Source organism: Clostridioides sp. ES-S-0006-03 (genome assembly GCF_020662275.1).
Lineage (GTDB): Bacteria > Bacillota > Clostridia > Peptostreptococcales > Peptostreptococcaceae > Clostridioides.
Map to the genome: position 1 here is coordinate 200,897 of NZ_JADGMM010000006.1, position 16,165 is coordinate 217,061.

Consider the following 16,165-nt stretch of genomic DNA (forward strand, 5'->3'; position numbering starts at 1 on the left):
TTTAATTAAAACAGTAAAAAACTTTAGTATAGATAGTAGTTTAGGAGGTAGGTTATGAGTATAATACATAAATTTTCTATGAATGGATATAATATCGTTTTAGATGTGAATGGAGGAGCTGTTCATGTATTAGATGATGTTGCATACGATTTATTAGATTTTTATAAAGAAAAAAGTAAAGAAGAAGTACTAGATATATTAAAATCTAAATATCAAGAAGAAAAAATAAATGAAGCATATGAAGAAATATTAAATTTAGAAAAAGAAGGTCTTTTATATACAGAAGATACATATCAATATCATCCAAGCTTTGTACATAGAGAGCCTGTAGTAAAAGCATTATGTTTAAATGTAGCACATGATTGTAATTTGAAATGTAAGTATTGCTTTGCAGCTCAAGGGGATTTTGGTGGAGAAAAAGAACTTATGAGTTTTGAAGTCGGTAAAGCAGCAATAGATTATTTGATTGCCAATTCTGGAAGTAGAAAAAACTTAGAGATAGATTTCTTTGGTGGAGAGCCTCTAATGAACTTTGAAGTTGTAAAGCAATTAGTTGAATATGGAAAAAGTATTGAAAAGGATTATAATAAAAATATAAGATTTACAATAACTACAAATGGTGTTCTGTTAAATGATGAAATTATAGATTATATAAATGAAAATATGCATAATGTAGTTTTAAGTTTAGATGGAAGAAAAGAAGTCAATGATAATATGAGACCAACTTTAAATGACAAAGGTAGTTATGATATTACATTGCCAAGATTTAAAAAACTTGTAGAAGGAAGAGCAAAAGATAAGTATTACTATATAAGAGGTACATTCACAAGAGATAACTTAGATTTTTCTAAAGATGTTATGCATTTTGCAGATTTAGGGTTTAAATTAACATCTGTAGAGCCAGTTGTTGGAGATGAAAGTAATCCATATGCACTTAGAGAGGAAGATTTACCAAAAATATTTGATGAATATGAAAAATTTGCGGTGGAGTATGCAGATAGACAGTTACAAGGAGATGGATTTAAATTTTTCCATTTTATGATAGATTTAAATCAAGGACCATGCGTAATAAAGAGAATAACTGGATGTGGTGCTGGAAATGAGTATCTTTCTGTAACACCAAGTGGAGACATATACCCATGTCATCAATTTGTTGGAAATGAAGAATTTAAAATGGCAAATATATTGGATAAAGAAATTGTACTTCCAGAAAAGTTAAAAAATACATTTAGAGAAGCTCATGTATATACTAAGGAAGAGTGTAAAAAATGTTGGAATAAGTTCTATTGTTCAGGTGGATGTCATGCAAATGCAATAAACTTCAACAATGATATATCAAAACCATATGAGTTGGGCTGTGAAATGCAAAGAAAGCGTACAGAATGTTCTATTATGATACAAGCAAAATTAATGTTAGAAGGAGCAAATAATTAAATTTATATCTTAAAGGAGTTGTTTATATATGATTAGAGAGTATTTAGAAGATAAACCTTTAATTGATGAAAGTGTCTTTGTAGCAAAATCAGCAGATATAATTGGAAATGTTAAAATCGGTAAAGATTCAAGTGTATGGTACAATGCAGTAGTTAGAGGAGATGAAGGACCAATAACTATTGGAGAAAATACTAATATACAAGACTGTTCAATAGTACATGGAGATGAAAATACTGTAATTGGGAATAATGTAACAGTAGGGCATAGGTCAATAGTTCACGGTTGCAAAATTAGTGACAATGTTTTAATTGGAATGGGTTCAATAATACTAGATAATGCTGAAATAGGAGAATACACTTTAATTGGAGCAGGTACATTAATTACATCCAATAAAAAGTTCCCACCAGGAGTTTTAATAATGGGCTCTCCCGGAAAAGTAGTTAGAGAACTTACTGAAGAAGATAAAAAATATATTGATGAGTCATATCAATGGTATTTAGAAGCAGCACAAAATCAAAAATAACAATTAAAGAGTGGTTGTTTCAAAACATGCTTAAATTTGTTTTGAGGCAACCACTAATTTATTTTATTAGGTTAGTTGGTATTTTAATTTTGAGAAAGCAGTTGTTTAGAATAGGTATGAAATGTCAAAAATAAAAATTAACTGAGTTAAAGAAATTTAATAAAATTACTAGTATATGTGATAAAATTAAATATTAAAGAGGATATAAGATATTAGAGTATCAATTAGTAAAATAATGTCGTAGACAGAGATAAATTAAGGTGTAAGTTTTTGGGTATACCTATTCTAGGAGTGAAAAAATTTGAGAATAAGTTATAGGAATTTAAAGAGATATAGAGAAATTGGATATATTTTGATAAAGTATGGTTTTAGTTTTATTGTAGAAAGATTAAATATAGAGGGCATAGCATATAAAATACCACTATTTGACCCACCAGAAGAAATAAAAAATATGACAACTGGTGAGAGAATGAAAAGAGTCTTAGAAGAACTAGGACCTACATATGTAAAAATAGGTCAAATATTGAGTACAAGAAAAGACTTGTTAGACCAAGATATAATTGATGAAATATCAAAGCTTAGAGATGATGTAGAAAAATTTGATTCAAATATAGCCATTGAAATATTTAAAGAACAAGTAGGCTTAAGCATAGAAGAAGTATTCTCAGAATTTAAAGAAGAACCAATAGCAGCAGCTTCAATTGGTCAAGTTTATGAAGGAATACTTAAAACAGGAGAAGAAGTGATTGTAAAAATTCAAAGGCCAAATATAGAGAAGATAATAAAATCTGACTTGGAGATTCTTAGAACTATTGCACATACATTAAAAGACTTAAAAAAAGATTTTAATTTAGATTTAGAGCAAATGATAGAAGAATTTCAAACTCAATTAATGAGAGAACTTGACTACAATTTTGAATCTATAAATGCAACTAAATTTTCTAGGATATTTAAAAATAGTGATGAAGTATATATACCAAAAGTATATTCAGAATATAACAGTAAGAGAATTTTAGTAATGGAGAAAGTTAATGGCACAAAGTTAAGTGATGTAGAAAAAATAAGAAAATTAGGCTACAATACAAAAACTATTGTCGAAATAGGTGTTAGGTCTTTTTTTATACAGGTATTGTCACATGGTTTTTTTCATGCAGACCCACATCCAGGTAATATATTTATAGTTGGCAGAAACAAGATAGCATATATAGACTTTGGAATGATTGGAATTATTGATAATAGAACTTTGAACCAATTAAATGAAATTGCATTAGCAGGTGTAGAAAAAAATGTTGATAAAATAATTTACTTATTAATAGAAATGGATGCATTAAATGGAGAAGCTGATGTTAAAGGTCTTAGACAGGATTTACTGTATCTAATACATTACTACTATGATATCTCTATAGAAAAGATAAATGTGACAGATATATTAAATGAATTGTTTAGATTTTTTAGACAGTATAAGATAATTATGCCTGCACAGTTTGTAACACTTGCAAAGACTATTATAACATTAGAGGGTACAAGTAGAACCTTGAATACAGATTTTTCTCTTGGCTCTATGGGAAAAGAGTTTATGAAGCATCATTATAAAAGTAAATTCAATCCTAAGAATGTAGTTTTAAATTCAAGACAAAATGTGGAAGAGATATTGCTTGATGTAAAAACTATTCCAAAACAGTTAAAAGCAATCTTAAGAAATGTAGAAAGAAATAATATAAAAATGCAAATTGAAGATGTTAAAATGACAAAATTAGAAATTTGTATAACAGAATTAACTTCTCAAATGTCATTAAGTTTAGTATTAGCATCCATCATAGTAGGTTCTTCACTTATAATTGCATCACCAAATATAGAAAATAATATATGGATAAAATTTACTGCTATAGCAGGGTTCTTTATTTCTTTTATAATAGGGCTATGCTTAGTTATAAGAAGTATTAGGTCAAAATACAAAAAAGATTAGGGGGAATTAAATTTGAAAAAATGGACACTGAAATATAAAGGGAAGATAGAGGAAAGTGAATTTAGCAAAAAACTTAATATTTCCCCGGAAATCTGCCAAATTTTAAAAAATAGAGGTATATATACTGAAAAAGATTCAGAAATATTCATGAATCCATCTTTAGACTATTTAAGAGACCCTTTATTAATGAAAGATATGCAAAAGGCTGTAGATAGAATAAAGTCAGCTATTGATAAAAAAGAAAAAATTTGGATTTATGGAGATTATGATGTTGATGGTGTATCTTCTACTTCTATTTTATGCTTATATTTTAATAGTATAGGATATCATGTGGATTACTATATTCCAAATAGACTAGAAGAAGGCTATGGTATAAATGAAGAGGCTATAAAGCTTATAAGCTCTAGGGGATGTGACTTGATTATAAGTGTTGATTGTGGAATTACATCAGTATCTGAGGTTAACCTAGCAAATAATTTGGGTATAGATGTTATAATAACAGACCATCATGAATGCCAAAATGAAATTCCCTCAGCTTTTGCAGTAATAAATCCAAAGCAAGAAGATTGTAACTATCCATTTGATGCATTATGTGGATGTGGTGTAGCCTTTAAAATGATACAAGCACTTACTCCAGAAGAAGATTTTAAGACTAGTATGTATGATTATTTAGAAATAGTAACATTGGCAACTATTTGTGATATTGTTCCACTTGTGGATGAAAATAGAATAATTGTAAAAAATGGTTTAAAATTAATGAAAGAAGGCAAAAATATTGGATTAAGAGAGCTTATAAAAGTTTGTGGTGTAGAAAGTGAAAAAATAGGTTCTTCTCATATAGGCTTTGCAATTGGGCCTAGAATAAATGCATCAGGACGTTTAGGATATTCTTATTTGGGTGTTGAGTTATTTACTACTCAATCTAAAGATGAAGCTGTTGAAATAGCTAATATATTGGAAGAAAAAAATAATGAAAGACAGATGATTGAGGCTCAGATGTATCATGAAGCTGAGGAAATATTAAAGTCCAATAGTAGATATAATGAAGATAAAGTATTGGTTTTAGCTAAAGAAGGTTGGCAACATGGGATAATAGGAATTGTAGCATCTAAGTTGACTGAAAAATACTATAAACCAACGATTCTTTTAGGTGTAGAAGGTGGAGAAGCTACTGGCTCAGCAAGGTCAATAAAAGGATTTAATATATTTGAGGCTCTTGTAAAGTGCAAAGACTTAATGACTAGGTTTGGTGGACATGAGCAAGCAGCTGGATTGTCTTTAAATTCAGAAAATGTGGAAGCTTTGGCTAATGAAATAAATAAGTTTGCAGATTATAATTTGACTGAAGATGATATGATAGAAAATGTAAATGTTGAATTTGAACTACAAGAAAATGTAATAAGTTTAAATCTTGTGGAGGAATTACATAAGTTAGAACCATTTGGATTAAATAATCCTAATCCTAGATTTATAGTTAGGAACTATATTCTAAAAGACTTAAAAATCATAGGTAAAAATCAACAACATTTGAAATTAAGCATAGAAAATGAAAAGTGCTATGAATGTATAGGATTTAACATGAGTCATTTAAAATCATTATTCAAGGTAGGAGATAAAGTAGATGTATTGTTCCAACTAGATGAGAACAACTATATGGGAAATAGAAAAGTGCAGTTTCTACTTAAAGATATTAGATTAGCTCGACCTAAAAGTGCAAGTAATGACAAACTTTCGCTAAAATTAATGTCAAAAATAATACCAAAAGATTCACAAAGCTTGTATAATATATCTGAGTCTGGTTTTGAATTATTTGATGGAAATACAGATATAAATATATTTGATTATTTTGAAAAAGAGACATTGATAATATCTAATTCTATAAATGGATTCTATAGAGCAATATCAGATGTATCACTTATAGATTTGGATTTTAACATAAATTACAATATTATTGAAGATATTAACAAAAATACTGATAAATTAGAGCTTATATTTTCTCCTAATATTGATAAAATAGACTTAAAAAGATATAATAATATTATTCTTTATGATTATTTATACAATAAAGGCGAATATTCGTATATATATGAGAATAAAAGAGAAGAAAGTGAAATTATAAAATATTATAATGAAACAGACCTATTATATTTAAAGAATGTAGTTAGTAATATAGTTCCATCAAGAGATGAATTTATAACAATTTATAAACAAGCACTTATAAAAAAAGAAATTGATTTGGATATGGTAAATATAAAGGGAACTTTTAATGTAATTCCATTAAAGTTTTTTACGATATTGAATGTGTTTAGAGAATTAAATTTACTTGACTTTAATTTAAATTATGAAAAAAATTCTGTACTCATAAGAATATTGCCAAAACCACAGAAAAAATTAGACTTAAATGAGAGTTTAATACTCAATAATTTAAAAAAATTAGAAAAACAATACAATAGCAGTTATTAGGAGGCGTTTCCCATGGATTTAAAAAACTTTATAAGGAATATTGATGATTTCCCAAAGCCAGGTATAGATTTTAAAGATGTTACAACTCTATTTAAAGACGGCGAGGCATTTAAATATGCAGTAGATTCTATGGCTGAAGAATTGAAAAGCAAGGGTGTGGATTTAGTAGTAGGTCCAGAAGCAAGAGGATTTTTGATGGGTACACCTGTAGCATATGCACTAGGAGTAGGATTTGTTCCAATTAGAAAACCTGGAAAGTTACCAGGAGAAGTTGAGAGTTATGAGTATGGATTAGAGTATGGTACGGATACTTTAGAAATACATAAAGATGCAATTAAAAAAGGTCAAAAAGTGGCAATAGTAGACGATTTATTGGCTACTGGTGGAACTATGGAAGCTGCTGCTAAGCTTGTAGAAAAATTAGGTGGAGAAGTAGTTTCTATGCAATTTTTAATTGAGCTAGAATTCTTAAATGGGAGAGAAAAGTTATCTAACTATGATGTTAATTCTCTTATAAAATACTAGTACTTTTACAATAGTTGGTATAGCACCAACTATTTTCATATATATTAAAATTTTATACAAAATAGGTGGTTATATGCATGATAAAGAATTACAAGAAATAATTGAAAAGATAAAAGTTTATGCACCTAATGCAAATTTTGAAAAGGTTGAAAAAGCCTACAATCTTGCAAAAAAAGCGCATGATGGACAATATAGAAAATCTGGGGAACCATACTTTATTCATCCATTGGCAGTGGCAAATATTTTAATAGAGATGGAATTAGATATTGAAACTATAACAGCAGGTTTGCTTCACGATGTTGTAGAAGATACAGAATATACCTATGAAGACATAACAAAAGAATTTGGAAAAGAAGTAGCGGATTTAGTTGATGGAGTAACAAAACTTGGTCAGATAAAATATCGTTCAAAAGAAGAAACTCAATCTGAAAATTTAAGAAAAATGTTTCTAGCAATGGCAAAAGATATAAGGGTTATACTTATAAAGCTTGCTGATAGATTGCATAATATGAGAACGTTAAAATACATGCCTCCAGAAAAAGCAAAGTATAAAGCAAAAGAAACTTTAGAGATTTATGGAGGTATAGCCCACAGATTAGGTATATCTAAGATAAAGTGGGAATTAGAAGACAGAGCATTAAGGTTTATGGACCCAGAAGGGTACTATGAATTAGTTGATAGAGTGTCAATGAAGAGAAGTCAAAGAGAAGACTATATACAAGGGATTGTTGAGCTTCTTAAAGATAAGTTTAAAGATTTAAGTATACCATGTGATGTATATGGTAGACCGAAGCATTTTTACAGTATTTATAGAAAGATGCAGAAAAAACATAAGACTTTTGAAGAAATTTTTGATTTAACGGCTGTAAGAATACTGGTAGATAATGTAAAAGACTGTTATGCTGTACTTGGTATAGTTCATACATTATGGAGACCTATCCCAGGCAGATTTAAAGACTATATAGCAATGCCAAAGCCAAATATGTACCAATCATTACACACTACTGTTGTAGGGCCTGATGGAGAGCCTTTAGAGATACAAATAAGGACTCATGAAATGCATAATATAGCAGAAAATGGTATTGCAGCACACTGGAAATATAAAGAAGGTATTTCTGGCAAAGAAGTAAAAGTTGAAGAAAAGCTTCAGTGGTTAAGACAAATGATGGAGTGGGAAAAAGATTTAAAAGACCCACAAGAATTTATGGATGCACTTAAAGAAGATGTATTTAATAGTCAGGTTTATGTATTTACTCCACGAGGAGATGTAATTGAATTACCAGCAGAATCAACTCCTATAGATTTTGCCTATAGAGTCCATACAAATGTAGGAAATAAATGTGTTGGAGCAAAAATTGATGGAAGAATAGTACCTATTGATTATAAGCTTCAAAATGGTAACATTGTTGAAGTACTTACATCATCTAATTCTAATGGTCCAAGTAGAGACTGGCTTAACATAGTAAAAACACCAAATGCAAAAAGTAGAATTAGACAATTTTTCAAAAAAGAAAGAAGAGAAGAAAATGTTGACCGTGGGAATACCATATTAGAAAGAGAGTTTAAGAAACATGATATACCACAGAAAGACCCTCTTGTTGAAAAATACATGGCATTAGTTGCCAAGAAGTTTAATCAGCCAAGTGTTGAAGACTTAGTTGCCACTGTGGGTTATGGTGGTATAATGTCATCTCAAGTTGTATCTAAAGTAAAAGACTTGTATTTAAAAGAAATTAAAAAAGTAAAAAAAGAACAACAGATGCAAGAAGAAGATTTAAATAAACACAATATGAGCGAAACAGAATACAGCAAAAAGAGAAAGAAAAATTCATCACAAGGTATTGTAGTAAAAGGACTTGATAATATCTTAGTAAGGTTTGCTAAATGTTGTAATCCACTTCCAGGAGATGAGATTGTAGGATATATCACTAAAGGTAGAGGTGTAGCTATACACAGAGCGGATTGCCCAAATGCAAATAACAATGGAGACTTCTTCCAAAATAGATTAGTGGAAGTGTCATGGAGTTCAGCAGGTAAAGGCAAGTTTGAAGCAGAGATTCAAATAAAGGCTGTCGACAGAAGAGGAATTGTTAATGAAATAACTCATATTGTTGCAATGGATAAACTTAGCTTAAATGGAATAAATGCAAGAAAAGGAAAAGATAGTATTGTAAGTATAAATCTACTTGTAGAAGTTAATGACACTGAGGAATTGAAAATTCTAATGAAAAAATTAAAAGCAATTCCTGGTGTAGAAAGTATTTATAGAATGACAAATTAGAGTTAAAATAATAGGGAGGAAAATATGAGAGCAGTAGTACAAAGAGTATCTTCATCTAAAGTTACAGTAGATGAAAACATTATAGGTCAAGTAAATAAGGGGTTGCTAGTACTGTTGGGAGTGACTCATGATGATAAATCAAGTGATGTAGACTACATGATTGATAAAATATTAAACCTAAGAATTTTTGAAGATGAAAATGATAAGATGAATTTATCTCTAATGGACATAGGTGGAGAACTTTTAGTAGTATCTCAATTTACTTTATATGGAGACTGTAGAAAAGGAAGAAGACCTGGATTTAGTAACGCAGCTAGACCAGAACTTGCAAATGATTTGTATGAAGAATTTGTAAAAAAAGCCAAAGATAAAGGTGTAACAGTAGGTACAGGTCAATTTGCAGCTCATATGATGGTAGAATTAACTAATGATGGACCAGTAACAATACTATTAGACTCAAGTAAATCTTTTTAAGGGGGAAAACTTTAATGGTTATAAAAAAATTTGTAGACAGTTATTTTGGAGTAAACACTTATGTGTTAGGTGATGAAAAAACTAAAAAATGTGCAGTTATAGACCCAGGAGGAAGTTTAGTAGATACATTAAGCTTTGTCAAAGAAAATGGATTGAATGTTGAATATATAATTCTTACTCATGGACATGGTGACCATATAGGGTATGTTAAAGATATTAAAGATAAGACTGGTGCTAAGGTAGTTGCACATACTGATGAAAAAGAATTATTAAATGATAAAAATAAAAACTTAAGTTACACAATGAGATGTGGCGCACAAGAATTTGATGCAGATATATATGTAAATGATAAAGATAAAATGGAACTTGGTGAATTAAAAATGACTTTCTTGCATACACCAGGTCATACACAAGGATGTATGTGTATAAGAGTTGAAGATGACATGTTCACAGGAGATACTTTGTTTGCTGGAAGTATTGGTAGAACTGATTTATATAGTGGAGATTTCCACCAAATGGAGAAATCACTTAAAAAATTATGTAAATATGAAGATGCTGTTAGAGTATATCCTGGTCATGGGCCAACTAGTACTTTAGGTGTTGAAAAGAAGACAAATCCTTACATGTAATTTTATATTAATATTTAAAAATAGTATCAAATATTTAATAAATGTATCAGTGATGGGGTTCTTCTAGTGTTTAAATAGAAGGAGTTAAGTTGATGTTGGATGTTTTTTTAAAAGGACATGATTATAAGTATGAAGTAGCAGAACTTATAAAATTGTTTACTAGTGAATTTAAATTTAATGACTTTGCTGATTGTAGCAATAGTATAGAGTCAAGATATTTAATAAATAGATTGATTTGTGAAAATGATACTTTACTTTCAATTACTGAATATTATGAAGGTGGTAACTTAAAGTATGAATCAATACAAAATATCAAAGATATAAATACGGAGTTTTTAAATGGATTTTGTAATAATAATACGATTGAAGAGTTTTTAGATAGACTAGACAGTGAAAGTAAGAGAAAGATTAGAAAATTATGCAAAGAAAGTATTAAAAAAAGTATGTTTATAGTACTTAAACAAATATTTAATTCTTATGTTCCATGGGGCATTTTGACTGGTATCAGACCAGTCAAAATTGTCCACAATCTGATGGATGAAAAACTAGATGATGATAGTATAAGAACTATTCTAAAAGAGAACTATTTTATAATGGATGAGAAAATAGATTTAGCTCTTGAAATAGCTAAAAGAGAACGCTTATTTATGTATCCGATAGACAAAAATAAAATTTCTCTTTATGTAAGTATTCCATTCTGCCCAACTAGATGTGTATACTGTTCATTTCCTTCAAACTCGTTAAAGCAATTTGGCCATTTAAAAAGAGAATATGTCTATAAATTGATTGAAGAAATTAAAGGGTTTGCCAAAGTTATTGAGGATACTAATAAAGAAATTGAAACTCTATATATCGGTGGTGGAACTCCTACTACATTGGATGAGGAAGAATTGGATTTACTTATAAATGCTCTCTTTAGAGAATTGGACTTAAGCAAAATTAAAGAATTTACGGTAGAAGCAGGTAGACCAGATACTATTACCAAAGAAAAATTAAGTGTATTAAAAAAACACAATGTAAGTAGAATTAGTATAAATCCTCAAACTATGAATGATGATACTTTAGTTAAAATTGGAAGAGAACATAAAGTTTCTGATTTAGTAGAATGTTTTAATATGGCTCGAAATATGGGATTTGACAATATAAATATGGATATAATTTTAGGTCTTATAGATGAAGACTTAGACATGGTAAGAAATACATTAGAGGAAATAAAAAAGCTTTCTCCTGAAAGTCTTACAGTTCATACATTAGCTATAAAAAGAGCTTCTAACCTAAATATAAATATGGATAAGTACAAAGAACATTTAACTCAGTATGAAGAAATGATAAAAATGATAGATTTATCAATGAAATATGCCAAGGATATGGGACTTAATCCATATTATATGTACAGACAAAAACATATGCTAGGTAACTTAGAAAATATAGGTTATGCTAAAGAAGGATATGAGTGTATTTACAATATACAAATTATGGAGGAAAAACAAAGCAACTATGCCTTGGGTGCAGGTGCTATATCAAAATTTGTCTATGTAGATGAAGATAGAATTGAAAGAGTAGAAAATGTAAAGAATGTTGAACAATACATTGATAGAGTAGATGAAATGATAAAAAGGAAGAAAGAAGAGGTATATAAAAATGTTGACTAAAGCTCCTAGAGGAACTAAAGACATAACTCCAAAAGAGGCTTATAAATGGCGTTATGTAGAAAATAAATTTAGAGAAATATGTGCTTTATATGGGTATGAGGAAATGGTAACTCCTATATTTGAACATACAGAACTTTTTAAGAGAAGTGTTGGAGATACTACAGATATAGTTCAAAAAGAAATGTATTCTTTTAAAGATAAAGGGGATAGAGAAATTACTCTAAAGCCAGAAGGTACAGCTGGTGTAGTAAGAGCATTTATAGAGAATAAATTATATGCAGATACTCAACCAACAAAATTATTTTATGTTACACCTTGTTTTAGATACGAAAGACCACAAGCTGGTAGACAGAGACAATTTCATCAATTTGGTATAGAAGCACTTGGAAGTGATACTCCTTCAATGGATGCTGAAATAATAGCACTAGCTGTTCAATTTTTTAATGAAGTTGGATTAAATGATTTGGTAGTGAGTATAAATTCAGTGGGTTGTCCAGTTTGTAGAAAAGAGTACAATGCTTTATTAAAAGAATATCTTGATTCAAAAGCAGATATATTATGTGAAACTTGTAATGAGAGAAGAGAAAAAAATCCAATGAGGGTTATAGACTGTAAAAACCCTACATGTAAAGAAAATATCAAAGATATACCATTTATTGCAGACCATTTGTGTGATGATTGTAAAGTTCACTTTGATAAACTTCAAGAATACTTAAAGGAAATGAATATAAACTTTGTAATTGATAAAACAATAGTTAGAGGGTTAGATTACTATAGAAAAACTGCTTTTGAAATTATATCTAATGATATAGGTGCTCAAAGTACTGTATGTGGTGGAGGCAGATATGATGGTCTTGTTGAACAACTAGGTGGTCCAAAAGGTATAAGTGGAATTGGATTTGGACTAGGGATTGAAAGACTTTTACTTACACTTGAAGGTAATGGAATTGAAATAGAAAACCCTCAATCTACAGACATATTTATAGTAACTATAGGTGAAGAAGCAAATACAAGAAGCTTTAAATTGTTGAAAGATTTAAGACAAAATCATATAAGTGCGGATAAAGACCATATAGAAAGAAGTGTAAAAGCACAATTTAAGTATTCAGATAAAATAAATTCAAAATTTACAATAGTAATTGGTGATGACGAGCTAAAAAATGACACTGCAACATTAAAAAATATGAAAACATCAGAGCAAACTACTGTAAAATTAAGTACATTAGTTGAAGAATTAAAGCAAAAGCTGTAAAATAAGAAAGTATGATGTTTTGTGTATTAGATAAATATATAGCATTAAAATTAAATAAAATGGAGGTAGTATCTTGGAAACTTTAAAGGGTTTAAAGAGAACTCACTACTGTGGAGAGTTGAGAGAAAAAAACATAAATGAAGAAGTTGTACTTATGGGATGGGTACAGAAAAAAAGAAACTTAGGAGGACTTGTATTTGTTGATTTAAGAGATACAAGTGGATTATGCCAAATAGTTTTTGATACAGATGTAGATAAAGAAGCTTTTGAAAAAGCTGAAAAATTAGGTGCTGAGTTTGTAATAGCAGTAAAAGGAAAAGTATGCGAAAGACAGTCTAAAAACCCTAACATGCCAACTGGGGACATAGAGATATTTGCAACTGAACTTAGACTTTTAAATAAATCAGAAACTCCACCTATTTATATAAAAGATGATGATGATGTTTCAGAAGCACTAAGACTAAAATATAGATACTTAGACTTGAGAAAATCATCTATGCAAAGAAATTTAAAGTTAAGACATAAAGTAATGAATATTACAAGAAATTACTTATCAAATAATAGATTTTGTGAAATAGAAACACCATTTTTAATTGCTCCAACACCAGAAGGAGCAAGGGATTATCTTGTACCAAGTAGAGTTAATCCAGGTAAATTTTATGCATTACCACAATCACCACAATTATACAAACAATTATTAATGGTAAGTGGTATGGATAGATATTTCCAAATTGTTAAGTGTTTTAGAGATGAAGACCTAAGAGCTGATAGACAACCAGAATTTACACAAATAGACTGTGAAATGTCTTTTGTTGAACAAGAAGATGTTATGAGTATGATTGAAGGATTACTTGAAGTTATATTTAAAGAAGTTTTAAATGTAGAATTGACACTTCCACTTCCTAAAATGACTTATGCAGAAGCTATGGCTAGATATGGTTCAGACAAACCAGACACTAGATTTGGTTATGAACTAACAGATATATCTGATGTCGTTTGTAATTGTGGATTTAAGGTGTTTGCTGATGCTACACAACCAGGAAAAAGCGTTAGAGGTATAAATGTAAAAGGAAAAGCTGACGATTTTACTAGAAAACAAATATCATCATTAGAAGAACATGCTAAAACATATAGAGCAAAAGGGCTTGCTTGGATGAAAGTAGGTCAAGATGGAGTAACTTCTCCAATAGCAAAATTCTTTAGCGAAGATGAAATGAATGCTATACTTACAAGAATGAATGCAGAAGCAGGAGATTTACTTTTATTTGTAGCTGATAAAAACTCAGTAGTATTTGATGCTTTAGGACAAGTTAGACTTGAAGTGGCAAATAGACTTAATATATTAGATAAGAATGTATATAATTTATTATGGGTAACTGAATTCCCTGTTTTTGAAGAAGATGAAGAAACAGGTAAGTTTGCAGCAATGCATCACCCATTTACATCACCTATGGATGAAGATTTAGATAAACTAGAAGATGGAGATAAAGCATCTTTAAGAGCTAAAGCTTATGACATTGTATTAAATGGATATGAAATAGGTGGAGGAAGTGTTAGAATATCAAATTCAGATGTTCAATCAAGAATGTTTAAGGCACTTGGGTTTACAGAAGAAAGAGCTAATGAGAAGTTTGGTTACTTATTAGAAGCATTCAAATATGGAACTCCTCCTCATGCTGGTCTAGCTTTTGGGCTTGATAGACTTGTTATGTTGCTTGCGGGAGCTGAAAATATAAGAGAAGTTATTGCATTCCCTAAAAATCAAAATGCTGTTTGTCCTATGACAAATGCTCCTACAGTAGCAGATGATGAGCAATTGGATGAATTAAGTATAAAAGTTGATATAAAAGATAAAGAATAATATATGAATAAGAAATAATATATAAAAGACTGTCGCACTAAAAATAGGGTGACGTCTTTTTTTTGTACTATTTAATAGTAATAATTGTCAATTAAAAGTAACATTAATTATTATTTACACAATTCTAAAAAAGAATTCTGTTAGATTAATAATCCAAACTATTCCTACCTGATACTACAAACAATAAAATACTATATTAGACAAAAAAATTAAAAAATTACCAAATTAAAAATTATTTAAAAATAAATTGACAACGATTTCGAGTTGTTATAATATGTAATAAAGAACTTGTTATATAATGTTATAAAAATACTACATGAGGGGGTGAGTAAAATGGATGAAAAAAAGCAAAAAAAAGAAATGGACTTAGAGGTAAATTCATTTATTCCTTTGTACCAACAACTATATGACAACATAAAAAAACAAATAGCAGCTGGTATATATAAGCCAGGAGATAAACTTCCATCTGAAGTAGACCTATGTAAGGAGTTTAATATAAGTCGTATAACTGTGAGAAATGCGCTTAATGAACTTGTAAAAGAAGATATATTATGTAAAAAGCGTGGAAAAGGAACTTATGTAACTATTCCAGAGAGAATAGAAGCAACATGTGCAGGAAATAGTTTTACTAATTCTTGTCATCGTATTAATGCAAAACCAAGTACTAAGATAATCTCTATTTTGATAAAAAAAGCTGATAAGCAGGTGGCTGAAGCTTTAAATATTGAACTAGAAGAGAAGATAATATGTATTAAAAGACTTCGATTAATAGATGAAGTACCTGTTATTTTTGAAGTTGATTACTTTAGAATAGATTACATGTTTTTATTAAAAGAAGAGCTGGAAGATAAGTCTTTAATGGAAGTTATATCTAATAATATAAGTACACTACCTAATCGTGTGGAAAATATATTTGAAGTAAAACACTCAAACAAAGAATATTCTGACCACCTTAAATGTGCAAGCAATATGGCATTATTAAAAGTAAGACAATTAGTATATACAGAGAATAATGATGTTTTATATTACAATGAACAATTTATAAGAAGTGATAAGTATAAATATGCAGTATCAGCAGAAATATAATTTACACTTAGGAGAGGAA

At 29.3% G+C, this 16,165-nt stretch carries 12 protein-coding genes; all 12 read left to right on the top strand.

Annotated elements, in window-relative coordinates:
* The first annotated feature begins 54 nt into the window (after positions 1–54).
* The 12 genes from scfB to IR151_RS10595 all read left to right on the top strand — a co-directional run bounded on the left by scfB (position 55) and on the right by IR151_RS10595 (position 16,146).
* Positions 55–1,434 carry a thioether cross-link-forming SCIFF peptide maturase gene (gene scfB, locus IR151_RS10540; protein WP_227434484.1) on the top strand — a complete coding sequence of 460 codons (1,380 nt, stop codon included), beginning with the start codon at positions 55–57 and terminating at the stop codon, positions 1,432–1,434.
* A 28-nt stretch (positions 1,435–1,462) separates the two neighbouring features.
* Positions 1,463–1,957 (top strand): gamma carbonic anhydrase family protein, encoded by a 495-nt coding sequence (locus IR151_RS10545; RefSeq protein ID WP_227434485.1) that lies wholly within the window; start codon positions 1,463–1,465, stop codon positions 1,955–1,957.
* Between the two features lie 301 nt (positions 1,958–2,258).
* Entirely contained in the window at positions 2,259–3,923 is a 1,665-nt protein-coding gene (locus tag IR151_RS10550) for an ABC1 kinase family protein (RefSeq protein WP_227434486.1), read from the top strand.
* A gap of 12 nt (positions 3,924–3,935) precedes the next feature.
* A complete protein-coding gene (recJ, locus tag IR151_RS10555) occupies positions 3,936–6,386 on the top strand; it encodes a single-stranded-DNA-specific exonuclease RecJ (RefSeq protein WP_227434487.1) in 2,451 nt (816 codons plus the stop codon).
* Positions 6,387–6,398: 12 nt separating this feature from the next.
* Complete coding sequence (locus tag IR151_RS10560; protein WP_227434488.1) at positions 6,399–6,911, top strand: adenine phosphoribosyltransferase; 513 nt, start codon at positions 6,399–6,401, stop codon at positions 6,909–6,911.
* Positions 6,912–6,984: 73 nt separating this feature from the next.
* Positions 6,985–9,192: a RelA/SpoT family protein gene (locus IR151_RS10565; RefSeq protein WP_227434489.1), complete on the top strand. Its 2,208-nt coding sequence runs from the start codon at positions 6,985–6,987 to the stop codon at positions 9,190–9,192.
* 24 nt (positions 9,193–9,216) lie between these two features.
* Positions 9,217–9,666, top strand: a complete 450-nt coding sequence (gene dtd / locus IR151_RS10570) for a D-aminoacyl-tRNA deacylase (RefSeq protein ID WP_227434490.1) — start codon at positions 9,217–9,219, stop codon at positions 9,664–9,666.
* A gap of 14 nt (positions 9,667–9,680) precedes the next feature.
* Positions 9,681–10,295 carry an MBL fold metallo-hydrolase gene (locus tag IR151_RS10575; RefSeq protein WP_227434491.1) on the top strand — a complete coding sequence of 205 codons (615 nt, stop codon included), beginning with the start codon at positions 9,681–9,683 and terminating at the stop codon, positions 10,293–10,295.
* A gap of 92 nt (positions 10,296–10,387) precedes the next feature.
* On the top strand, positions 10,388–11,947 hold the full coding sequence (locus IR151_RS10580) for a coproporphyrinogen III oxidase (RefSeq protein ID WP_227434492.1): 1,560 nt from the start codon (positions 10,388–10,390) through the stop codon (positions 11,945–11,947).
* On the top strand, positions 11,937–13,199 hold the full coding sequence (gene hisS / locus IR151_RS10585; protein ID WP_227434493.1) for a histidine--tRNA ligase: 1,263 nt from the start codon (positions 11,937–11,939) through the stop codon (positions 13,197–13,199). Before IR151_RS10580 ends, hisS begins: the two co-directional genes overlap by 11 nt.
* Before the next feature lie 73 nt (positions 13,200–13,272).
* Entirely contained in the window at positions 13,273–15,060 is a 1,788-nt protein-coding gene (gene aspS, locus IR151_RS10590) for an aspartate--tRNA ligase (RefSeq protein WP_227434494.1), read from the top strand.
* Between the two features lie 333 nt (positions 15,061–15,393).
* A complete protein-coding gene (locus IR151_RS10595) occupies positions 15,394–16,146 on the top strand; it encodes a GntR family transcriptional regulator (protein WP_227434495.1) in 753 nt (250 codons plus the stop codon).
* The last annotated feature ends 19 nt before the right edge of the window (positions 16,147–16,165 follow it).